Below are 23346 nucleotides of genomic sequence, written 5' to 3'. Positions count from 1 at the left end.
ATAAAGTTTATACGTTATGCATTATTTCTTAACTGATGCATTTAATTTATACAAGCTATGTTTATCTCCCTAACCTGCCCTACTATCTTATCTATTAAGACAAAATCACGTTATTTTAATAGATAAAAACTCGCCAATTATAATTAATAAAGTAAAGTAATCGACAAACTTTGTCTGAATTACTCAGATCAGAACAATATATTTCTCTCGCCACGCCCCTCACTCCGTATAATACAAGAGTAACGTTAAAAAGAATGATGGAATTACTTTCTGTATACAGTTACCTCATGTAATTACAACATTAATAATGTTAATTATTTCTATTCCTGCTGGCGAAGATTACTGCATATAAAATAACATCAGGGTAAATAATCATGTTGATACTCAAAACACGAATAGGAAAAATGCTGCTTATCCTATTAATTGGGATAAGCATCTGGTTTAGCCCAGTACCAGAATCTGTTGACCCACGCGCCTGGCACCTCATGGCGGTCTTTGCCGCGACAGTGATTGGTGTGATTCTCTCACCTTATCCGTTAGGTGCCATGGCAGTATTCGGTCTGACAGCCGCCACCGCCACCGGCTTGCTGAGCATTAAAGAAGTGCTCGCTGGTTTTTCTGATCCCATCATCTGGATGATAGCCTGCGCTTTCTTTATCTCACGCAGTTTTATTAAAACAGGTTTTGGCCGCCGGGTCGGTTACTTATTTATCAGTAAGTTAGGCCATAGTTCATTGGGTCTGGCTTACGGTTTGGTGCTCACCGATTTACTGTTCGCACCCGCGATGCCATCTACTGCTGCTCGTTGTGGTGGCATCATTACACCGCTATTTCGCTCGATATCTGATGTATATGAATCAAACCCCGAGCAAAGCACTGAACGCAAAATCGGGGCTTTTTTGGTGCAATGTATCGTCCAGTGTAATGCCATTATTTGTGCCATGTTTCTGACGTCAATGGCCGGTAACCCGATGATAGGTAAGCTGGCTGGCGAGATGGGAATAACCATTACCTGGGCCAGTTGGGCGCTGGCCGCGATTGTCCCGGGTTTAATCTCTCTCACGGTCATCCCATTGCTACTGTATCGCTTTTATCCGCCGGAATTGAAAAAAACCCCAGAAATGCGCGCACAGGCCATTGTAAAACTGAAGGAAATGGGGCGAATGAGCCGCAATGAATGGATCGTGTTATCAGTATTCATTGGGCTGGTAACCCTGTGGGTGTGTGGCACTATGCTAAATATTGATGCCACCATAACCGCCTTTATTGGTCTGGCTATCTTGCTGCTGAGCGGCGTACTGACTTGGGATGATGTCATTGCCGAGAAAGAAGCATGGCATACTATGATTTGGTTTGCGGTGCTGCTAACACTCGCTAGCCAACTGAATAAGCTGGGGTTTATTCGCTGGTTTGGAGCCTCAATGGCAGGTTCGGTACAGGGCATGAATTGGGTACCGATGATGGGGATTCTACTGCTGGCGTACTATTACAGCCACTATATGATGGCCAGCGCCATTGCCCATATCAGCGCCATGTATACGATTTTTGTTTCTATCACTATATCGGCAGGCGCACCGCCAATGCTGACAGGATTGGTGTTTGGCATGTTCAGTAACTTGTATATGGCGACCACACATTACTCCGGTGGCCCTGCTGCTATCCTATTTGGTTGCAACTTTATCCCCCTCACAACCTGGTGGAAAATCGGTTTTCTAATCAGTTTGGTGGTCATTCCTATCTGGCTAATTATCGGCAGCGTATGGTGGAAAGTATTGGGTTTCTGGTAAGAAGACCAAACAGATAACCGCACTGTTACACTGGCACGGTGTATAAACAACATCTTCGCCATCCATCTTTTTATATCATTTACCGTGATTATGATATAATTGATGGAAAGCTCACCTCGCTTACCGATAGCCTCTCTTTTGTGACCATTCACTACGCGAACACCGCTTTTAATGTAAATATTGCGTCAATTATCGTATTCACGAAAACGATAATTGACCTACGGTGTCTGAAGATATGTATCGCTATCGAGTTATATCCTTATGCGTTACAAGCTCGCACTTAACGCATAACGATAGAGTTCATATGATAAAACCGCAGAAATTCCATATTTCACTGCTCCACCCGCGCTATTGGCTAACTTGGTTTGGCCTTGGTGTGCTATTTCTATTAGTCCAACTGCCCTACCCGCTGATAAATAAATTGGGGATTTGGCTCGGACGTACCTCAATGCGCTTTCTCAAGCGACGGGTTTCCATCGCCCGACGTAACCTCGAACTGTGCTTCCCTGATATGGACAAAACCACCCTCGAGCAGACGATTGTGGGTAATTTTGAATCCTTGGGTATGGGGTTGCTGGAAACAGGTATGGCGTGGTTTTGGCCCGATGCGCGCGTCAAGCGCTGGTTTACCGTCTCCGGTCTGAATAACCTGAAAAAAGCGCAGGAAGGCAAACGCGGTGTCTTGGTGATTGGCGTACATTTTATGTCGCTGGAACTGGGTGGCCGAGTCATGGGCCAATGCCAACCGATGATGGCAATGTACCGCCCACACAATAATAAAGTGATGGAATTAGTACAGACTTGGGGCCGAATGCGCTCCAATAAGGCGATGTTGGATCGTAAAGACCTACGCGGTATGGTGCACGCATTGAAGAAAGGTGAAGCCGTTTGGTTCGCCCCAGATCAAGATTACGGCCCGCGAGGCAGTGTTTTTGCACCCTTTTTTGCCGTTGATCAAGCCGCCACCACAAGCGGTACCTTTATGTTGGCCCGCCTGGCAAAACCGGCGTTGCTGCCATTAGTGTTACTGCGCAAAACAGATGGCAGCGGCTATGACCTGCTTATCCAACCAGCATTGGAAGATTATCCAATAGATGACGAATTAGCCGCCGCCCGTTACATGAATAAAGTGATTGAAAAAGAAATCATGCGCGCACCCGAGCAATATCTTTGGTTGCACCGCCGCTTTAAAACGCGCCCAGCGGGTGAAGCATCACTCTATTAAGCACAGCATAAATATGAAAAACCCGGCCTTCACCGGGTTTTTTATTATCTAAAATTGCCCCAATGCTATTTGTTTACCACTGTATTTTCTGTTTCCACTGGACTGTTTGTGGACTCAGTGTCTTCTATTACTTCGGCCTGACGCCCCTCCAACGTTTTGCAAGCAGTCCCGATGGTAGGTGGTGCCGACGTCGGGAAACTCTCTTTCGGCAAGATATATACCGGTGTCGTGGCCACGAAGCCATCACTGAAAGTGGCCTCAATAAAAGTCGCCTGCCAGCCGGAAGCTGGTGTAATAAACGCAATTTCAATGGTATTTTCCGGTGTTACCGCCAGTGGGAATTCGGCGTAGCGCACATCACAGGCATAGCGGAAATCCCGCGCATCATTATTTGCCGCAGCCCATAGCAGCACTTTATTCGGCGTCTCGGACAGCGTTACCTTCATTGTTTGCACCTTTTCTTTCATTCCGATGCTGACATCCACTTGCGGCAAGGCAGTGGATTGCCGTAGGCGATTAACCAAGGGAATCAAAGACTGTTCGCTGAAAGCCTTAATACCATAGTGGCTGGAATTGGGTGCCACCCTCAAGACTTTTTCACCCGGTAATTTATCGTAATAAAAATCTGTATTATCAGGCACATAAAAATCGTCGCCACTGGCATTGATAATATATTTAGGAATACTCAGCCGGGATTGATACTCAGTTCCCATATATTGCATGGGATCAATAATCTGCATCAATTTAGAAAAGCCGACAGTCTCCAACTTTTTATCAATTTCGTCCTGATAATAAGGGGCGAAAGCAATGGGCCAGTTCCCACCATAAGATTTATACATATGTTCCAATGCAGCGCGGGTATCAAGCAGATCAATAACAAAGGGCACCATGGCCACAACCCGGGTATCAGCAAGCGACGTGAGCCAGGTTGTCCAGCCCCGTTTGGATAAGCCGGTGACAATAAAACTGTCTAATGCTTTTTCCGGCAAAGCTTGTTGGGCTAGGGTCATGACCTGAGAAACTGCCGCCGCCATGGGGACGTGCAAGGGCAAGGTAGAACGAGACTCCGGTGCATCCATAAATAAAGTCCAGCTACGGGCGACACTGTAATCCTCCTTGCGTGGTACACCATCCTGTTGATATTCAAGATATTGATTGGGAATAGTGCTGATTGATATCACCACGGTATTCGTTTCCCGGGCAATATTTTTTAATGAGTCGATGGAGAAATCAGTCGGGCCAGAGGCAGGAACCGTGCTGGTTGCGTGGTTAATACCATTATTAATAACAACCAAACCTTGCGTCGAGGTACTGTCACTTGGAATAAAGATCTCAACCTCATGCTGCCAGGCGGCAGGGGAGACCAAATTCTCAGGTGCCCACTGTTGAGAAGTCAGTTGGTAACGACGCCATTCTAGCCCCGGTAAATCCTCCTGACTCAGCAAATTGTAAATAAGCGGCTCGCTGGACAATTTATCCTTATAACAGGATAAAACCTGAGAAAAATCCGTATTGCTGCATTTTGTTGTTTCGACATCCGCTTGTGCCAGACAACTGGCGGTGAACAACCAGGGTAACCCACAAATCAAAACCGTTAAATAATGAGGCATAATCCCTTTCCTTTTATCTAATATACGAGGTAAAAACTTTCTCAGAGGAATTAGATAACGAATTGGGAATTCAAAAAATCCGAATTTCACCGGTATATGCAGTTTTTTATATTACTACCCTGATAAAATATGGGCCGCAATATCATTCAACCTTTCTATTTATATGGCTATTTTATACATCGCAGGAAATTATTGAGTAAACATCAGTGATTTTGGCACCGATTATTCACTCATCCAGAATGCGTTATTATCATTACCACAGAACATGGCCAATCAGCGGTGCGCTGATGACTGTAATAATACCGGCCAGCATCATCACCAAGCTGGATACTACGCCCTCTTGTTGCCCCATTTCATAGGCTTTGGCAGTACCCGCCCCGTGAGAGGAGGCCCCAAGGCCCGCGCCTTTTGCCAATCCGCTGCGCACAGAAAGGCGCAGAAACAGCAAATCCCCGACCGCCATGCCGAAGACCCCGGTAATCACCACAAACAGCGCGACTAAGTCCGGCTGCCCGCCCAACTGCTTTGCGGCTTCCAGGGCAAAAGGTGTGGTAATCGAGCGCACCGCTAAACTGCGCTGCACTTCTTCCGAGAGAGTTAATAACTTCGCCAGCCACACCGAACTGACTACCGCCACAGTAATCGCCGTGATAACGCCCGCAGTGAGAGACAACCAGTGACGGCGAATAATCGACAGATTCTCATAAACTGGCACGGCAAAGGCAATGGTCGCAGGCCCCAAAAGCCACAGTAACCAATGTGTCTCACCAATATAATCTTGATAAGAGATATGGGTGACTACCAGCAGCAACACCAACACCATCGGGGTCAACACCAAGGGCATCAGCAGCAATGAGCGGCGGCGGCGATAGAGTTTTTTGTTGGCAAAGTAAAGAGCCAGGGTTGCCAGGAAGCACAGGATACTGATAATAAAATCATTCATGATGATGAGATTTGCGGCGTTGCAGCCACACCTCAAAACGGTAAACCCGGTCAACCACCAACCCCGTCGCCGCGAGTGTCAATGTGGTGCTGACCGCGATAACAGCAAAAATTTTCCAACCATCTACCATAATTAATTGCGCGTAATTCACCACCGCCACCACTGCAGGAACAAAGAACAGCAGCATTTCAGCCAACAGCCAGCGCGAACCGGCTTGAACCCAGCGTACCGGTAAAATACGCAGCATAATCATAGCCAGCAGCAATAACATGCCGACGATATTGGCGGGCAATGGCAGATGGAAGAGGCTCACCAGTTGGTCAGCAATAATAAACAGCCCGGCATACAGCGCCACCTGAACCGGCACCTGTAAACGCGAGAGAACAGACGGCGCAAAACTGCGTAACGCCAACGACATAAGAAACCCCGGCGGGTAATTTTACCAGTGCTCAGTATAGGCCGCAGGTAACCTTGCGAAAAATGAATTAAAATCATTAGAATCATGCCTAAATGGCATACTTTGTTCCCCCAGGCCTCACTCATTGACAGGAAAACAGATGGATATCAGAACACTGCGTTATTTCGTCGAAGTGGTGCGCCAGCAAAGCTTTACTCGAGCGGCAGAGAAACTGTTTGTCACCCAGCCCACCATCAGCAAAATGCTGCGCAATTTAGAGAATGAATTGGAATGCAGTCTATTGACTCGTGAAGGGCGACGCCTACATTTAACTGACAGCGGACAGGCGGTTTATCAGCGCGGGCTGGCTATCCTCGACCAATTTCAGCAGTTGGAAGCGGAACTGGAAGACATCAGTTCATTGAAAAAAGGCAGGTTGCGGCTAGGTATTCCGCCGATGGTTGGCACACAAATGGCGGTGCTTATCAGCGAGTTTCGCCGAAGTTATCCCGGTATTGAGCTACAAATTGCCGAATTCGGTGGTTTAACCGTGCAACAAGCTGTGTTGTCCGGTGAGCTTGATTTAGCCCTGACCGCCCTACCTGCCGATATCAATTTGCCGCTGACATCATTGCCGCTGTTCAGTCACCCTCTTTGTGTGGTGGTACCGCGCACCGCATTTTGGCTTAACCGCACCACCATCAGTATTCCCGAGTTAGCAGACCTTCCCATCCTGATTTATAACGAGGATTTTGCCCTTTATCGCCAGTTAATGGATGCTTTTACCCTCGGTGGTTTTACCCCCCAAATTGCCGTGCGTAGCGGTCAATGGGACTTTCTCGCCGCCATGGTGCAGGCCAATATTGGTATCGCCATTTTGCCGGAACCTATTTGCCAGCGGCTGGATAAAAACGCGCTGTTGTGGCTACCATTAGAGCCGCTGATGCCTTGGCAATTAGGATTGATATGGCGTCAAGGAAGCTACCTTTCTCACAGTGCGCAAGCTTGGATTAGCCGCTGCCGTGAGTTTTGGCCCAATGGTTCATTGGTTGAGATAAAACCGGCCACTGATGAGTAGCCGGTTTAAGGTAAATTAACCTTCTTTTTCGATTAACAGCGCTTCTAACAGATCCAAATCATGCAGCAGTTTTTGCAGGGTTTCGTTACTGATTTTCTGTGTGGCGCGCAAGTGATACAGCTCGCCACGCTCAGCCCGCAAGGCCGTTAAGCGGAAACGCCGCTCCAGATTTTCTATCAATAAGGTATTTTCGATTTCATCTTTGCTACCAGTTCGCCGTCGCAGAGTACCAATCACCCGTGAACTGACTTCTTTCAGTAATTCAGGGTCGATATTCTCCTCACTGCTGGCGGCCAGGCGCTCTTCCATCTTATTCAAGCTGACAATCGCCACTTCCGCCGCCGCCGCCCTCGCCAAACGAATTTCTTCGCGGCTGGCACTTTTATCGGCCATCACTACACCGCGCAGCAATGGTGGCAAAGCAATGACCCCGACAATGACTGATAGCAAAATCACGCCGGTGGCGATAAATACCAATTGGTAACGGGATGGGAAAGCCGAGCCATCACTGAGGAATAACGGAATGGACAGCACACCGGCCAATGTAATTGCCCCGCGCACCCCGGCGAACGAAGCAACCCATAGCTCGCGGGTGGTGTAATTGCCAAATTCCAATGGCCGCTTGGTCAACACTCGCTTGCTGATTTTCTTCATCGACCACAACCAGCTAAACCGCAGCACCAGCAAGGCACCATAAATGATGGCGACATCGGCGAACAGGTTCCAGGTTTGAATCGTCGGGTCCAGTTCGGCCTGCACGATCGAGGTTTCCAGAATGCCCGGTAATTGCAGGCCCAGCAGGATAAACACCATGCCGTTAAACACAAATTCTAGCATCGACCATACACTGTCGGCGCGTAACCGCATGGTCAGTGGCGCGTTACGGATCACGCCAGACTGACTGATGGTCATCCCCGCAGCCACCGCAGCCAAAATGCCGGAAACCCCAATATGCTCGGCAATCAAGTAAGAGGCGAACGGCAACAGCAGCAGCAAGACGATTTGTGTTGCCGGGTCATCACCACTCCAGCGGCTCATCAAACGCAGCGATTTACTGTATAGCCAGGTAACAGCCACACCGGCCAACAGCCCACCAATCGCCATTTTCAGGAATTCTAGCGTCGCGCCGGAAACCGTAAACACCATGGTGCCCATCGCCACGGCAATGGCAAATTTCAGCGCCACCAGACCGGAAGCATCATTCATCAATGCCTCCCCTTCCAGTACGCCCATAATCGATTTAGGTATGCGCCCTTTCCCCACAATACCGGACAACGCCACCGCATCAGTTGGCGACAATACCGCCGCCAGCGCAAAGGCGGCGACCAGCGGAATACCCGGCACCATCCAGTAAATCAGGTAGCCGACGCCCACAATCGTGACCAACACCAAAGCCAGGGCTAGACCAAATATTTCCCGCCCATGGTGGATAAATTCCCGTGTCGGTGTTTTCCAGCCGTCAGCAAATAACAGCGGCGGAATAAACAGCACCAAGAATAATTCAGGGTCAAAATCAACATGCAAACCAAAGTGGGGGAAAGCCAATAAGGCACCAAAAACAATCTGCATTAATGGGAGAGGGATTTGAAACGGCAACATCCGGGTGACGACGCCGGAAAGCGACACCACCAAAATCAGGATGAGGATTGTAAAAAAGATTTCCATGCTTTCCTTAGACTCGACTCAACTTAATTTATCTCAACTTAAAACCTGAGCGCCCCCCCATAGACAGGGCCGAAGCGTAGCTTTTGATAGTAGATCAATTTTTTGCGCAGCGGGGAAAAAAATCGGTAATTGATGGCAGGAAAAACAAAGAAAATAGGGATATTAGTCTAGTGACAATATTGGGGGCAGGATACCCCCAATATCAGAGAGCTTAGATTGCCCAGCCACCAGCATAGAATGCCACCAGCGCAACCGCGATAATCACGGTGCCGAGGTTCAATTTACGCCATTCACCAGAGAAAATGCGGCCAATCACCAGTGAACTGAAGCCCAGCATAATACCGGTGACGATATTACAAGTCAGCACGATAAACACCGCGCAGAGTAGGCCGGACATTGCATCAACGAAATCTTCGAAATCCAATTTAGCGACATTGCTCAACATCAACAAACCGACATACATCAGCGCAGGTGCCGTCGCATATGCCGGAACCAAATAGGAAAGCGGAGAAAGGAACAGCATAAACAGGAACAAAATACCGACGACAGTGGCCGTCATACCGGTTTTGCCGCCAGCCGCCGTGCCAGCAGCGGATTCAATGTAAACTGCCGCTGGTGCCGCGCCGACCAAACCGGCGAAGATGCTGCTGACCGAGTCAGAGGTCAGCGCTTTGCCGCCACTGATAATCTGGCCGTCTTTATCCAGCAAGTTGGCTTGCCCAGCTACCGCGCGAATGGTGCCGGTAGCATCAAAGACTGCCGTCATCACCAACGCCAACACACTTGGCAGCACCACAGGATTCAGTGCGCCCATGATATCAAGACTGAAAATCAATGAGTTACCGTTAGCATCTGCCAGGCTTGGCATGGCAAACAGCCCTTGGTAAGTCACACTTGGGTCAAAAATCAGGCCGATAATTGAGATGGCAATAATCACCAACAGAATACCACCCGGTACCCGCAGTTTTTCCAGCCCGAAAATCACCGCCAAGCCCAATAACGTCATAATAACCGGGAAAGAAGTAAAAGCGCCCAGCGCGACTGGCAAACCTTCAATCGGGTTTTTGATTACCAAGCCGACACCATTCGCGGCAATGAGCAGCAAAAACAAACCAATACCAATGCCGGTACCGTGTGCTACGCCCATCGGCAAGTTACGCAATATCCACGAGCGGATACCGGTGACGGAGATAATAGTAAACAGCACGCCCATCAGGAATACCGCGCCCAAGGCGACAGGAATACTGATATGCTGGCCCAATACCAAGCTAAATGCTGTAAACGCCGTCAATGAGATGGCGCAGCCAATGGCCATTGGCAAATTCGCCCACAACCCCATCAACAAAGAACCCAAGCCAGCAACCAGACAGGTAGCAACAAACACTGCGGTTGGGGGGAAGCCCGCTTTACCTAACATACTCGGCACAACAATGACCGAATAAACCATGGCAAGAAAAGTCGTCAGGCCAGCCAGCACTTCCTGGCGTACATTACTGCCACGTTCACTAAGCTTGAAAAACGCATCAAGCGAACCTTTTGGCTTGACTGCCTGGTTCCCCTGAGGATTGGTGCTAGACATGGTTATGTCCCCTGTGTGTCATTTTAAAGTAGTCAACAAGCCCGCGCCCTTTCCAAACGTAATCGTTTCCGTCTCTGCCGATTAACTCGTCAATTCTCCCAACGCCGATATGACGGAGAAAATAGCAAACGATTAGCTGGAAACACGCATGACTGAAAAAAATCGAAGAAAAACTACAATAAGCGTCATTGTTGCAGGCAGTTTGGACGCGGCCAGCGCGCAAAAACCGGAGCGTACACTCGGTACGTGAGGATTTTTAGCACTGCCCAAGTTCAAAATGGCAAATAAAATAGCCTTATTGTAAGGCAAACGATTATCTAGCTATTCGTAGCGACTAATCAACATCAGAAAGCGACATTTAATGCATTTTCTTACATTAATTTGTCTGGGAGACATTAATTAGGGAACACATGTAGATTTATCCATTTTCTAATTTGAAAGCGCCGCCCTTTTCAATCGCCTGCTGATAAGCCGGGCGCTGATGGATACGCACCAAGAAATTTTGCAGTTTTGGCAAGCCCTCAAGCCCATTACGGGTGTTGATTGCCTCGATAGGAAAACTCATTTGAATATCTGCGGCACTGAAATCACTGCCGGCAAACCATTGATTCTTTGCTAAATGTTGTTCCAGATAATCGCGATGAGTGGCTATTTGCTTATTCAAATAACTTTTTTGTACCCCATCACCCAATGCCTTGGCTACCGGGCGAATAATCCACGGCACTGGCGGCCCACCGAAGCGGCTGAAAATAAGCTTCATCACCAGCAACGGCATCAATGACCCTTCAGCATAATGCATCCAATAACGGAATTGTTGGCGATCATAATGGCCAGTGGGTTTAAACAAGCCCTGTGCATCATAGGTTTCCTGTAGATACTCGATAATGGCTCCTGATTCCGCCAGTGTCAGGTCGCCATCAGTAATCACTGGCGATTTCCCCAACGGGTGGATTTTTTTCAACTCCGGTGGTGCCAACAAGCTGCTGGGGTCGCGCTGATAGCGCTTCAACTCGTAGGGAACTTGTAACTCTTCCAGCATCCACAAGATTCGTTGTGAACGTGAATTATTCAGATGGTGAACAATGACCATAACCATGCTCCATATGATAAGCGACCGAGAAAGTTACAATGCTAAAGAAGTTATTATAGTCGAGAGCCAGATAACGTTATTTATTCTGATATTATCATAAAAACAGCCTTTAGATTGTAATCCACCATAACAATCTAAAAGCTGTACTATCAAATCACAACTTATAGTCTGTATTTCTTCTTTACAGCTTATTCGTTGTATTGTGAGATTACAGTTTATATGCTGTATTATGTTATTGCGCACCATTCCCTGAGGAGGTCTTGATGGATTATCCTATTAAAATTTTGAGTCAATTGCGCCCTACATTAATTGGCTTTCGAAAGAATAAAGGGCTGACTCAGGCCAGCTTGGCCCAACTATTAGGCATTACCCAACAGTCCTATGCAAAGCTTGAGGCTAATCCTGCATCGGCCAGTGTTGAACGGCTTTTTAAAATATTGCATCTTTTAGATATCGAGCTGATCCTTGGTGAGAAAAAAAACGTCAGCTCGCATCCCAGTAAAACGCACCCGTCAGAAAAAAGTCAGGCGATAAATTTACCGTCAAAACATTTACCATCAAAACAAGAGGATTGGTGATATGACTCGTCGAACTCAACGGCTCAATATCTGGATGAACGGCCAGCGAGTTGGTTATTGGGAAAAAAAACGAGGCGAAGAATCACAGAGTTATGCCCAAGAATGGTTAGCAAACGAACAAGGCCGCCCGCTGTGAAATTGGCCGGTTTGAAGACCAAAAGGCATTGATTGTTGAACGCTTTGACCGACGACTATCGAATGATAGCCGCTGGATTGTCAGGTTACCGCAAGAGGATATGTGCCAACCCATCCGATTATCGGGACGGGCCGTAATCAAATTGCGGCCCAGAAAACCAAGTTAGCGATGGCGGTGCGAGGGAGTAAAAATTACTATTTAATTAACCAGATACAGCGACGCCATTGGCGAAAACAGGCCGAGATTGTTGGATTGGGAGCCGCTCTCGCTGACACTATTATTGACGAAGTTATTGCCGCAACACCACGAGTTATCACCCAGGTACAGGCTCGACTTCCCGCTGATTTTCCGGCTGACTTAGCAGAAAGTATCCTGACAGGTCTTCAGCGACAATGTGATAAAATAGCGTCAATGCCTTGACTGGTCAGTATAAAAAACCCAGCTATTACACTGGGTTTGATTTCTCAGTCTTGAATTACCGGGATCAGAACGGAATATCGTCGTCAAAATCCATTGGTGGCTCATTGCCGCCTTGTGGTTGTGCTGCTGGAGCAGGCTGAGCTGGGCGCGAAGTCTGGCCGCCACTGAACTGATTGCCACCTTGTGGCTGCTGAGGTTGACCCCAACCGCCTTGTGCACCCCCCTCTTGTGGTGCGCTACCACCCGCTGGAGCACCACCGCCTTGACGGCCACCCAGCATTTGCATGGTGCCACCCACGTTAACCACAACTTCTGTGGTGTATTTCTCAACACCAGCCTGATCTGTCCACTTACGGGTCTGTAGAGCACCCTCAATATAGACCTGAGAGCCTTTGCGCAGATATTCACCCGCGACTTCTGCCAGCTTGCCGAACAACACTACACGGTGCCATTCCGTCTTTTCTTTCTGCTCGCCAGTGGCTTTATCACGCCAGCTTTCGGAAGTCGCCAGGGTGATATTGGCAACAGCGCCGCCGTTCGGCATGTAGCGGACTTCCGGGTCTTGGCCCAAATTCCCGACCAAAATCACTTTGTTTACGCCTCTGCTGGCCATGTGAACTCTCCTGATGAAATAAATTTTGTACAGTACATACTCTAAATAATTCGAGTTGCAGGAAGGCGGTCAACGCACATGCAACTTAAAGTATGACGAGTATAAGCGAGTAAGTTTAACACGCTAATAGGCAAAGGGCACAACTGATCATAACTGCGGAATGTATAGCAGATTTATCGCAATAACAGCCTTAATTGCACCCGGACACTGGATATCCATTCAGGTTTTTTTGTGTCATAATTATCCGTTTCGTACTGGCTATGTCCTTTTGGGGTGTTGCAAAATGCACCTATATATCACCCAAAGTAATTGGAATTGCAGGTAGGCAGCAAGCTAACAACTCTGTAGTTTCAAGTACGAAAGGTGAAAGGGATACGCTGAGAGGCTCAGTTTACATCCGGGAAATGTTTGAATGGATAATATCGAAGTTCGGGGCGCTCGCACCCATAATCTTAAGAATATCAACCTGATTATCCCGCGCGACAAACTGATCGTGGTCACCGGTCTATCGGGTTCAGGCAAATCCTCACTGGCTTTTGACACCCTGTATGCCGAGGGGCAACGCCGCTATGTTGAGTCTCTCTCCGCCTATGCGCGCCAATTTCTGTCGCTGATGGAAAAACCGGATGTCGACCATATTGAAGGTCTCTCTCCGGCCATCTCCATCGAGCAAAAATCAACCTCCCATAACCCGCGCTCCACCGTGGGAACTATCACTGAAATCCATGATTACCTGCGTTTGCTGTTTGCCCGTGTCGGCGAGCCGCGCTGCCCGGATCATGATGTCCCGCTGGCGGCCCAAACGGTCAGCCAGATGGTGGATAACGTCATCAGTCAGCCCGAGGGCCGCCGCCTGATGTTACTGGCGCCAGTGGTAAAAGATCGCAAAGGCGAACATACCAAAACGCTGGAAAATCTGGCTATGCAGGGCTATATCCGGGCGCGGATCGATGGCGAAGTTTGCGATCTGTCTGATCCACCGAAATTAGAGCTGCAAAAGAAACACACCATTGAAGTGGTGGTCGATCGCTTTAAAGTACGCGAAGATCTGGCACAGCGCCTGGCCGAATCATTTGAAACAGCATTGGAGCTTTCCGGCGGTACTGCCGTGGTCGCCGATATGGACGATCCACACGCCGAAGAGTTGTTATTCTCCGCCAACTTTGCTTGCCCAATTTGCGGCTATAGCATGAGTGAGCTGGAACCACGCCTGTTTTCCTTTAACAACCCAGCCGGTGCTTGCCCGACCTGTGATGGTCTGGGCGTGCAACAATTCTTTGACCCAGACCGTGTGCTGCAAAACCCGGAGCTGTCACTGGCGGGTGGCGCAATTCGTGGCTGGGATCGCCGCAACTTCTATTACTTCCAGATGCTACGTTCATTGGCGGATCATTATAAGTTTGATATCGAAGCGCCATTTAACTCGCTAGATGCCGCAACACAGAAAGCTGTGTTATACGGTTCTGGCAAAGATACTATTGAATTCAAATACATAAATGACCGCGGTGATACCACCGTGCGCCGCCATCCTTTCGAGGGGGTGCTGCACAATATGGAACGCCGTTATAAAGAGACCGAATCTAGTGCGGTGCGCGAAGAGCTGGCTAAATTTATCAGCAACCGCTCTTGTACCTCATGCAACGGCACCCGCCTGCGCCGCGAAGCGCGTTATGTCTTTGTTGAAAAAACTACATTGCCGGAAATCTCGGAACTGAGTATCGGCCATGCGCTGAGTTTCTTCCAGAATATGAAACTGAGCGGCCAGCGGGCGCAAATTGCCGAGAAAATACTGAAAGAAATTGGCGACCGGCTAAAATTCCTGGTGAACGTCGGGCTAAATTATCTGTCACTGTCCCGCTCGGCGGAAACCCTCTCCGGTGGCGAAGCGCAGCGTATCCGCCTGGCCAGCCAGATTGGGGCCGGTTTGGTTGGCGTCATGTATGTGCTCGATGAGCCGTCCATCGGCTTGCATCAGCGCGATAATGAACGTTTACTGGAAACATTGATTCACCTGCGAAATCTGGGTAATACCGTGATTGTGGTGGAGCATGATGAAGATGCTATTCGGGCCGCCGACCATGTGATTGATATCGGCCCAGGTGCCGGAGTGCATGGCGGTGAAGTGGTCGCAGAAGGGACGGTTGATGACATTATGGCCGCTCCTAAGTCACTCACCGGCCAGTTCCTCAGCGGCAAGAGGGAAATTGCCATCCCAGCCCAACGGGTCGCGGGTGACCCAAGCAAAGTATTGAAGTTAATTGGTGCCAGCGGCAATAACCTGAAAGATGTGACGCTAACACTGCCGGTCGGGCTATTTAGCTGCATTACCGGGGTTTCTGGCTCGGGTAAGTCCACTCTTATCAATGATACTTTATATAGTATTGCGCAGCGCCAGTTGAACGGGGCGACCAGTAATGAGCCGGCTCCGTATCGTGATATCCAAGGGCTAGAGCATTTCGATAAAGTTATCGATATTGACCAAAGCCCGATTGGCCGGACTCCGCGCTCTAACCCGGCAACTTATACCGGCATATTTACCCCCATTCGCGAGCTATTTGCGGGCGTACCTGAGTCACGCGCTCGAGGTTATACTCCGGGCCGCTTTAGCTTTAACGTGAAAGGCGGCCGTTGCGAAGCCTGTCAGGGTGACGGGGTGATTAAAGTTGAAATGCACTTCCTGCCAGACATTTATGTCCCTTGCGATCAATGTAAAGGTAAGCGCTATAACCGCGAAACACTGGAAGTGAAATACAAAGGCAAAAGTATTCACGAAGTGTTGGCGATGACTATCGAAGAGGCGCGCGAGTTCTTTGATGCGGTGCCAGCATTGGCGCGTAAGCTGCAAACCTTGATGGATGTGGGCCTGTCATATATTTGTCTCGGCCAGTCAGCGACCACCTTATCGGGCGGGGAAGCGCAGCGAGTCAAATTATCTCGCGAACTGTCAAAACGCGGCACCGGCCAGACACTCTATATTCTGGATGAACCGACCACCGGCCTGCACTTTGCTGATATTCAGCAGCTATTGGCGGTGTTGCATCAGCTGCGCGATCAAGGCAATACCATTGTGGTCATTGAGCATAATCTGGATGTGATTAAGACCGCAGACTGGATTGTCGATTTGGGGCCAGAGGGCGGCAGTGGCGGCGGCGAGATTTTAGTTTCCGGCACACCAGAGACGGTCGCAGAATGCGCGGCATCACACACGGCCCGATTCCTCAAACCGATGTTGCAACGTAAATAAAACATCAAACTAGCACTCTGGGGCAGGAAACTCTCTGTCCCAGAGGCTCTTTTTAGCCCTCAGACGACCAACCCCTGTCTTCTATGTTCCGGTAATCCCTGCAAAACCAATTGATAAGAGCGGTCAATTAGCGAATAGAACTGTGAATTCGGTAATTTTCCATCCAGAAACACCGTGTTCCAGTGCGCTTTATTCAAGTGTTCACTCGGCACGATCTCTGGATGTTGCTCTCTTAGGCTTTCTGCCAATTCAGGGCTAGTTTTCAATGAGATAGAGGGCCGCCCGTGGGTCTCACCCACCATAGCAAACATGACATCGGCCACTTTAATCTGATTTGCCTGCCACTCCTCGTGGTCACTCTGCTCTGCCCCCGGTTTGGACATGCAGTATTCCAGTAATGCCGAATGATTCATGGGGATATCTCCTGTAATGGGCCGGTAGCGTCTCGCGACAGGGCCTCATAAGTTATTTATTCCATAATCAGTGATACATGCCATCAGTGACATATTCTTAGTGACTAGCTTGCGCCTATGACAACAGATTTACTGTGAGCAATGAATGATCGTTTGGCATGCGTCCGCCGTATTTATTAGTATATTCTTTAATCAACATACAACCATTGGCCATGGGTCAAACAAGCGGGATATAGAGATAAGTCGCGGAAAGGTGGCGAAAAAAACAAATAAAAAAGGCGATATCGCTATCGCCTTAGAAACTAGAAGCTCGACTTACTGCACCGCAGCAAAAGCCGCCGCGACGCGCTGAACATTGCTGTGATTGACGCCCGCCATACACATCCTGCCGCTGGCAATCAGATACACACCAAACTCTTCACGCAGACGGTCCACTTGTGCTGCGCTGAAACCGGTGTAGCTGAACATACCGCGCTGTTGCAGCAAATAGTCAAAATTACGATTAGGCAATGAAGCTTTCAAAGCATCGACTAACCTGCTGCGCATTTCAATAATACGCAAACGCATTTGCTCTACTTCAGCTTGCCATTGTGCTTGTAATTCAGTGTCGTGCAGCACTTTTGAAACCACTTGCGCACCAAAGTTGGGTGGGCTGGAATAGTTACGGCGAACAGTGGCTTTCAGTTGCCCTAATACACGGCCTGCCGCTTCTTCACTTTCACACACGACAGACAAACCACCGACCCGCTCGTTATACAGAGAGAAAATTTTAGAGAAGGAGTTACTGACCAAACAGGGCAATTCTGCTGCCGCCATCGCGCGGATAGCATAGGCATCTTCATTCAGCCCGACACCAAAACCTTGATAAGCAATATCCAGGAACGGGATCAGATCCCGGCCCTTAGCCACTTCAATCACCTGATCCCATTGCGCATTAGTGAGATCCGATCCCGTAGGGTTGTGGCAACAAGGGTGTAATAACACAATGCTTTTGGCCGGTAACTGCTGGAGTGTTGCCAGCATTTGATCAAACTTTACGCCCAGCTTGTCATGATCAAAATACGGATAGGTATTCACTTTAAAACCTGCGCCGCTAAAGATAGCAACATGGTTTTCCCAAGTAGGGTCACTGACCCAAACCTGCGAATCTGGGAAATAATGATTGAGGAAATCAGCACCGACTTTCAATGCACCAGAGCCACCCACGGTTTGAATTGTCGCCACCCGCTTCTGTGCCAACATAGGATGTTCTGCACCAAATAATAGCTGCTGGATAGCGCTACGATAAGGTTGCAAACCTTCCATCGGCAGATAGACCGGTGTACCGTGTGGCTGAGCGCTCAATTGCGCTTCGGCAGCTTTTACTGCCTGCATCAATGGGATTTCGCCCAGCTCATTGTAATAAAGCCCAATGCTCAAATTCACTTTATGTGCGCGGTCATCGGCTTTAAAACTTTCCATCAGCGACAGGATCGGATCACCTGCATAGGCGTCAACATTTTGGAACACGGCGCTGCTCTCCTTTATCGGTAATAATTGTCTACGGCGGGTATCTTTATGCAGCTTACCTTATTATTATTCGCCTAAATATTCCATCGCAACACGGGAGGTCAGCTTAGTAATCAATTCATAGGCGCTGATACCGGTCTGTGCAGCAATTTTTTCAACCGGCAGTTCAGCCCCCCACAGCAACACTTCGTCACCCACTTTGTCCGTGGCGTCCGGCCCCAGATCAACAGAAATCATATCCATTGAAACCCGGCCAACAATGCCAACTTCGCGGCCATTCAGCCACATTGGTGTGCCCGAAGGGGCGCTGCGTGGATAACCATCGCCATAACCAATCGCCACCACGCCGAGACGCGTGTCCCGCTCACTGACCCAAGTACCGCCATAGCCAACAGGTTCACCAGCTTTATGCTCACGAACCGCAATCAGGCTGGATTTCAATGCCATTGCGGGCAACAAATCAAAGTGGCTGGCATAGGGTTCGTCCATCGGCGAAACCCCATACAGTATGATACCGGGGCGCACCCAATCACGGTGCGCCTCTGGCCACAGCAAAATACCGCCAGATGCTGCGATGGACTTCATCCCCGGTTTGCCGGTGATGAAGGTATCAAAACAGTCAAGTTGCTGGCGGGTGGTCTCCACTTGCGGCTCATCTGCACGGCTAAAGTGGCTCATAATATTGACTGGTTGGATGATATTGCGGCACGCGCTTAAACGCTGGTAAAAAGCCTCCGCTTGTTCCGGGCGCACGCCCAGGCGGTGCATGCCGGTATCCAGTTTCATCCAAACATTAATGGGGGCAGAAAGATTAGCCGTTTCCAGCGCTTCCAGTTGTTCAATGCTGTGTACTGCGGTTTCAATGCGGTTAGCCACCAGAATCGGAAGATCTTCGGCGGCAAAGAACCCTTCCAACAGCAAAATCGGTTTAACAATTCCGCCAGATCGCAACATTAGCGCTTCGCCGATCCGCGCAACACCATAGCAATCTGCATCCTGTAAGGTATGCGCTGTTTCTAATAACCCGTGGCCATAAGCGTTTGCTTTCACAACAGCAATCAGGCGACTTTGCGGCGCCATGCGCCGAACCTGTTGCAAGTTATGTCGCAGAGCGCGGCGGTCGATTACTGCTGTTGCCGCTTTCATTTCTTATCCTTAATACTTAATAGATGTTATGCCCAATGTCATTGGAGTTGCAGGTAGGCAGCAAGCGAACAAATCCCGATGAACTGACACAAGTCAGTGATTCGGGTGCGTGAGCGTAGCTAACAACCCTGCGGCTTCAAGTACGAAGGGATACTATTCGTCGTCGTATTGCGGGCCGGCATAATTATCAAAGCGCGACCATTGACCATTAAACTTCAGTCGGACAGAACCGATCGGGCCGTTACGCTGTTTACCCAAAATAATTTGCGCAATCCCTTTTTCATCACTGTTTTCGTGATAAACCTCATCACGATAAATAAACATGATTAAGTCAGCATCCTGCTCAATAGAACCTGATTCACGTAAGTCGGAGTTGACCGGCCGTTTATCGGCACGTTGCTCCAAACTACGGTTAAGCTGAGACAGCGCCACCACCGGCACTTGTAGCTCTTTTGCCAATGCTTTCAGGGAACGTGAGATTTCGGCGATTTCCAAGGTGCGGTTATCCGAAAGCGACGGCACCCGCATCAATTGCAGGTAGTCGATCATAATCAAGCTCAACCCGCCGTGTTCGCGGAAAATACGCCGCGCACGGGAACGCACTTCAGTCGGGGTCAGGCCGGAGGAGTCATCGATGTACATATTGCGCTTTTCCATCAATATGCCCATGGTGCTGGAAATCCGCGCCCAATCCTCATCATCAAGCTGGCCGGTACGAATGCGGGTCTGATCGACATGTGATAAGGACGCCAACATACGCATCATTATCTGATCGCCGGGCATTTCCAAACTGAAGATTAATACCGGTTTTTCCTGCATCATCGCGGCGTTTTCACATAAGTTCATCGCAAAGGTGGTTTTCCCCATTGATGGACGCGCGGCGACAATGATCAAATCCGACTTTTGCAGCCCGGCGGTCTTTTTATCGAGGTCAGTAAAACCGGTCGAAACCCCGGTAACACCATCATGTGGCCGCTGATAAAGCTGTTCGATCCGCGCGACTGTAGCTTCGAGGATCTGATCGACACTTTTCGGCCCTTCATCTTTACTGGCGCGGCTTTCGGCAATTTGGAATACTTTAGATTCCGCCAGATCCAGCAGATCTTCACTGCTACGCCCTTGCGGATCATAGCCGGCATCAGCAATTTCATTAGCCACCGAGATCATTTCACGGACGACTGCACGTTCGCGGACGATATCAGCATAAGCCCCGATATTCGCGGCACTTGGCGTATTTTTTGATAACTCGGCCAGATAGGCAAAGCCCCCCACCGAATCCAAATCACCTTTTTGCTCGAGCGATTCGGACAAGGTGATCAAGTCGATCGGCTTGCTATTTTCCAGCAAGCGCTGCATTTCAGTAAAGATCCGGCGATGTGGGCGGCTGAAAAAATCATTGCTGGCTACGCGCTCAGAGACGTTATCCCAGCGCTCATTATCCAGCATCAAACCGCCCAACACGGACTGCTCTGCCTCCAGCGAATGAGGCGGGAGTTTCAGCCCTTCCATCTGGCGATCGCGTGGCTCTGTCATCTTGTTGGTTGGTTTTTTTGCTGCCATGAAAAGTGCTCTTTACCTCTGTTGCGATAGGATAATTGTAACGATAGGAAAATAGTGCCGCCTAGTATACGCGATGATACCCGATGGGTAATTATGAATTCCCTATTACTTATCGGTATTAGCAAGAAGTGGGCACCTCGTGTAGAACTCTGTAAGGTGAAAATACACTTATTGTGAGGAGCTAACATGGCAAAGCATATTCAATTTAGCATCCCTGGCGGGCCGGAAGTATTGCAATACCTTGATTTCACGCCGGTGAACCCTGCGGCACATGAAGTTCAGGTAGAAAACAAAGCTATTGGGATTAACTATATTGATACCTATGTTCGTACCGGACTCTATCCACCGCCACAGTTCCCCAGCGGCTTAGGGAGTGAGGCTGCCGGGTTGGTCACCAAAGTCGGTTCGGCGGTTAACACGATAAAAGTCGGTGACCGAGTAGTATACGCCCAATCAGCCCTTGGCGCTTACAGCGAAGTCCATAATGTCGACGCGAATAAAATCGCCCTGCTCCCTGCGGAAATCTCTTTCGAACAAGCTGCGGCCTCTTTTCTTAAGGGGCTGACAGTGCAGTATTTATTACGCCAAACCCATGAAATCAAACCCGGCGAAGTATTCTTATTCCACGCGGCGGCAGGCGGTGTCGGGTTGATAGCCTGCCAATGGGCAAAAGCTTTGGGTGCAAAACTGATTGGCACCGTCGGCTCCGATGAAAAAGCTGAATTGGCAAAATCCAAGGGAGCTTGGGCCACCATAAACTATCGCACCGAAAATATCGCCGAGCGAGTGGCGGAGCTGACCAATGGTGAAAAAGTGGGTGTGGTATATGATTCGGTTGGGAAAAGTACCTGGTTGGATTCGCTTAATAGCCTTAAACGCAGAGGGTTGATGGTGAGCTTTGGTAATGCCTCTGGCCCAGTAACCGGGGTAGACCTTGCCATACTCAACCAAAAAGGCTCACTGTTTGTGACTCGCGCTTCCTTAAACGCCTATGTGACTAATCGGCAAGAGTTGGAAAGTGCTAGCCGTGAGCTATTCTCATTAATTATCAGTGGTGACATTAGTGTGGATGTTGCTAAAGCCCAACAATTCCCGCTAAGTGATGCTCGCCGTGCCCATAAAATATTAGAAAGCCGCCAGACAACCGGCTCCAGTCTGTTGATCCCTTAATTTCCTGCTGCAATAATGGATAATAAATATTATTATCCATTATAAATTATTAAAAAGTTATTTTTTTATTATTTTCAGACCGCTGACTACTGAAGCCCAATTGCTCTGATTGCATTATCTATATACTCTCAATGTGTAATACTGAAGCAACATTATTCATTACATATACTGAGGTTTTAATTATGCATGATTCAGAAATTAATAGAGATATAAAAACACTATTGAATGCTTTTTATTGCGATAATAAAATTAACAATGAAGAATTCCAAATACTGCGAGATTTCGCTGATCAAAAATTTGATTTGTTACTTGATAAATTCAATAAAAACAATAATATGTCAGCATTTCAAAAATCTGCTGATGTTACCGTTCAATTGATGCAACAAAGTTTTTTTGATGTAAAAGAAAAATGTCAAAATGAAGAAGATAAGAAGTTGGCCCAAGAAGCATTTGTCGCACAAATAGTTTATATTATCGCCAACTACAATCGATTTTTTACTAACCTTTAATATTAGTGATTGAACCTTTCATTTATGTCATTAAATTATTCAATATTTTGACTCTTAATTATTTGATATTTTATATACTGAGTATCTAATCATCTATCTTACGCTATAAAAGTAAGAATCAGAGCCTCTATTTATTCGAGGCTCTGATTTTACTGTTTCATTGATGCATTTGTAGGGGTACGGCTAGGTATTCTGTCAGAGCCATGTTCACTTAAATGAACCTGCCGTTTATACGGCTATTTTTACCTCTGACAGGGATGAAAATGTGATAACAAATCGTGTTGGGTAGCATCCTAGCAAGCCCGTTTAGGAAAAAACACGTTTTCCTAACAATTCATGCAACTAAACTTTCAGCCTGTGATCACTCCCGCAAGAAAGCAAAATAATCAGTAGCGGCGTATTACCGGTTTCTGCATTGAGCGCCAGATCCAGACCACCACCACGGCTAAAATCAACCATGGCAGCAACTTAATCATCATCACAAATAAGCCGCCCAACATCATAAAAGCAGCGGCCACCAATAATGCAGCGAAGATACCCAACAAGGAGATGCCGGTTGCCATCAACATGATGAAAAAACCGATAACAAAGAAAATTTCTAACATGGCTGGCTCCTTAATTGCTGTTTAATCCCCTGTAAATGCATCACTTACACAGTGATCTCGACAGAGATT

General features: G+C 48.3%; 22 protein-coding genes. 10 read left to right on the top strand and 12 right to left on the bottom strand.

What is annotated here, in order from left to right:
• Positions 1-374: 374 nt before the first annotated feature.
• Positions 375-1787: a DASS family sodium-coupled anion symporter gene (locus OVO64_RS15520; protein ID WP_038638588.1), complete on the top strand. Its 1413-nt coding sequence runs from the start codon at positions 375-377 to the stop codon at positions 1785-1787.
• Between the two features lie 304 nt (positions 1788-2091).
• Complete coding sequence (lpxP, locus tag OVO64_RS15515) at positions 2092-3012, top strand: kdo(2)-lipid IV(A) palmitoleoyltransferase (RefSeq protein WP_038638585.1); 921 nt, start codon at positions 2092-2094, stop codon at positions 3010-3012.
• A 65-nt stretch (positions 3013-3077) separates the two neighbouring features.
• Here the strand turns inward: lpxP and OVO64_RS15510 are convergent, their stop codons facing one another.
• The 3 genes from OVO64_RS15510 to OVO64_RS15500 form a co-directional block, all read right to left on the bottom strand.
• Positions 3078-4622: a PhoPQ-activated pathogenicity-related family protein gene (locus tag OVO64_RS15510; RefSeq protein WP_042562486.1), complete on the bottom strand. Its 1545-nt coding sequence runs from the start codon at positions 4620-4622 to the stop codon at positions 3078-3080.
• Between the two features lie 253 nt (positions 4623-4875).
• A complete protein-coding gene (locus OVO64_RS15505; RefSeq protein ID WP_049561373.1) occupies positions 4876-5565 on the bottom strand; it encodes an LrgB family protein in 690 nt (229 codons plus the stop codon).
• Positions 5558-5983 carry a CidA/LrgA family protein gene (locus OVO64_RS15500; protein ID WP_004391833.1) on the bottom strand — a complete coding sequence of 142 codons (426 nt, stop codon included), beginning with the start codon at positions 5981-5983 and terminating at the stop codon, positions 5558-5560. Before OVO64_RS15500 ends, OVO64_RS15505 begins: the two co-directional genes overlap by 8 nt.
• 139 nt (positions 5984-6122) lie before the next feature.
• Here OVO64_RS15500 and OVO64_RS15495 point away from each other — a divergent pair, with 139 nt between their 5' ends.
• On the top strand, positions 6123-7040 hold the full coding sequence (locus OVO64_RS15495) for a LysR family transcriptional regulator (RefSeq protein ID WP_098081056.1): 918 nt from the start codon (positions 6123-6125) through the stop codon (positions 7038-7040).
• 15 nt (positions 7041-7055) lie between these two features.
• Here OVO64_RS15495 and OVO64_RS15490 read toward each other — a convergent pair whose 3' ends face one another.
• The 3 genes from OVO64_RS15490 to OVO64_RS15480 form a co-directional block, all read right to left on the bottom strand.
• On the bottom strand, positions 7056-8705 hold the full coding sequence (locus tag OVO64_RS15490; RefSeq protein WP_145510163.1) for a Na+/H+ antiporter: 1650 nt from the start codon (positions 8703-8705) through the stop codon (positions 7056-7058).
• A 211-nt stretch (positions 8706-8916) separates the two neighbouring features.
• On the bottom strand, positions 8917-10284 hold the full coding sequence (locus OVO64_RS15485; RefSeq protein WP_038638571.1) for an NCS2 family permease: 1368 nt from the start codon (positions 10282-10284) through the stop codon (positions 8917-8919).
• Positions 10285-10702: 418 nt separating this feature from the next.
• A complete protein-coding gene (locus tag OVO64_RS15480) occupies positions 10703-11374 on the bottom strand; it encodes a glutathione S-transferase family protein (RefSeq protein WP_038638568.1) in 672 nt (223 codons plus the stop codon).
• 263 nt (positions 11375-11637) lie between these two features.
• Here OVO64_RS15480 and OVO64_RS15475 point away from each other — a divergent pair, with 263 nt between their 5' ends.
• Genes OVO64_RS15475 through OVO64_RS15465 form a run of 4 tightly spaced genes read left to right on the top strand, consistent with a single transcriptional unit; the run spans position 11638 to position 12508 of the window.
• Entirely contained in the window at positions 11638-11952 is a 315-nt protein-coding gene (locus OVO64_RS15475; RefSeq protein ID WP_038638565.1) for a helix-turn-helix transcriptional regulator, read from the top strand.
• A gap of 1 nt (position 11953) precedes the next feature.
• The gene (locus OVO64_RS15470) at positions 11954-12088 is read left to right on the top strand and encodes a hypothetical protein (protein ID WP_267248882.1); all 135 of its coding nucleotides are present in this window, start codon (positions 11954-11956) and stop codon (positions 12086-12088) included.
• A gap of 28 nt (positions 12089-12116) precedes the next feature.
• The gene (locus tag OVO64_RS20555; protein WP_322887870.1) at positions 12117-12254 is read left to right on the top strand and encodes a hypothetical protein; all 138 of its coding nucleotides are present in this window, start codon (positions 12117-12119) and stop codon (positions 12252-12254) included.
• The gene (locus tag OVO64_RS15465; RefSeq protein ID WP_038638562.1) at positions 12191-12508 is read left to right on the top strand and encodes a hypothetical protein; all 318 of its coding nucleotides are present in this window, start codon (positions 12191-12193) and stop codon (positions 12506-12508) included. Before OVO64_RS20555 ends, OVO64_RS15465 begins: the two co-directional genes overlap by 64 nt.
• 64 nt (positions 12509-12572) lie before the next feature.
• Here OVO64_RS15465 and OVO64_RS15460 read toward each other — a convergent pair whose 3' ends face one another.
• Complete coding sequence (locus OVO64_RS15460) at positions 12573-13121, bottom strand: single-stranded DNA-binding protein (protein ID WP_267248881.1); 549 nt, start codon at positions 13119-13121, stop codon at positions 12573-12575.
• A 412-nt stretch (positions 13122-13533) separates the two neighbouring features.
• Here OVO64_RS15460 and uvrA point away from each other — a divergent pair, with 412 nt between their 5' ends.
• Positions 13534-16365, top strand: a complete 2832-nt coding sequence (gene uvrA, locus OVO64_RS15455; protein WP_038638557.1) for an excinuclease ABC subunit UvrA — start codon at positions 13534-13536, stop codon at positions 16363-16365.
• A gap of 59 nt (positions 16366-16424) precedes the next feature.
• On the opposite strand, the gene OVO64_RS15450 is transcribed toward uvrA, so the two are convergent.
• The 4 genes from OVO64_RS15450 to dnaB form a co-directional block, all read right to left on the bottom strand.
• Positions 16425-16778, bottom strand: coding sequence for an MmcQ/YjbR family DNA-binding protein (locus tag OVO64_RS15450; protein ID WP_038638554.1), 354 nt, complete (start codon positions 16776-16778; stop codon positions 16425-16427).
• A 315-nt stretch (positions 16779-17093) separates the two neighbouring features.
• Positions 17094-18287 (bottom strand): amino acid aminotransferase, encoded by a 1194-nt coding sequence (locus OVO64_RS15445; RefSeq protein ID WP_050292221.1) that lies wholly within the window; start codon positions 18285-18287, stop codon positions 17094-17096.
• Positions 18288-18353: 66 nt separating this feature from the next.
• On the bottom strand, positions 18354-19433 hold the full coding sequence (alr, locus tag OVO64_RS15440; RefSeq protein WP_038638548.1) for an alanine racemase: 1080 nt from the start codon (positions 19431-19433) through the stop codon (positions 18354-18356).
• Positions 19434-19586: 153 nt separating this feature from the next.
• Entirely contained in the window at positions 19587-20993 is a 1407-nt protein-coding gene (gene dnaB / locus OVO64_RS15435; RefSeq protein WP_038638544.1) for a replicative DNA helicase, read from the bottom strand.
• A 186-nt stretch (positions 20994-21179) separates the two neighbouring features.
• Between dnaB and OVO64_RS15430 the strand changes: the two genes are divergently transcribed.
• Entirely contained in the window at positions 21180-22163 is a 984-nt protein-coding gene (locus OVO64_RS15430; protein WP_038638542.1) for a quinone oxidoreductase, read from the top strand.
• Between the two features lie 182 nt (positions 22164-22345).
• Positions 22346-22672: a hypothetical protein gene (locus OVO64_RS15425; protein ID WP_120011532.1), complete on the top strand. Its 327-nt coding sequence runs from the start codon at positions 22346-22348 to the stop codon at positions 22670-22672.
• Between the two features lie 386 nt (positions 22673-23058).
• Here the strand turns inward: OVO64_RS15425 and pspG are convergent, their stop codons facing one another.
• Positions 23059-23277 (bottom strand): envelope stress response protein PspG, encoded by a 219-nt coding sequence (pspG, locus tag OVO64_RS15420; RefSeq protein ID WP_038638535.1) that lies wholly within the window; start codon positions 23275-23277, stop codon positions 23059-23061.
• Between the last annotated feature and the right edge of the window lie 69 nt (positions 23278-23346).

Source organism: Yersinia sp. Marseille-Q5920 (genome assembly GCF_946902935.1).
GTDB classification, from domain to species: Bacteria; Pseudomonadota; Gammaproteobacteria; order Enterobacterales; family Enterobacteriaceae; genus Yersinia; species Yersinia rochesterensis.
The sequence above is the reverse complement of the archived record's forward strand: the minus strand, read 5'-3'. Positions and strand labels throughout refer to the sequence as shown.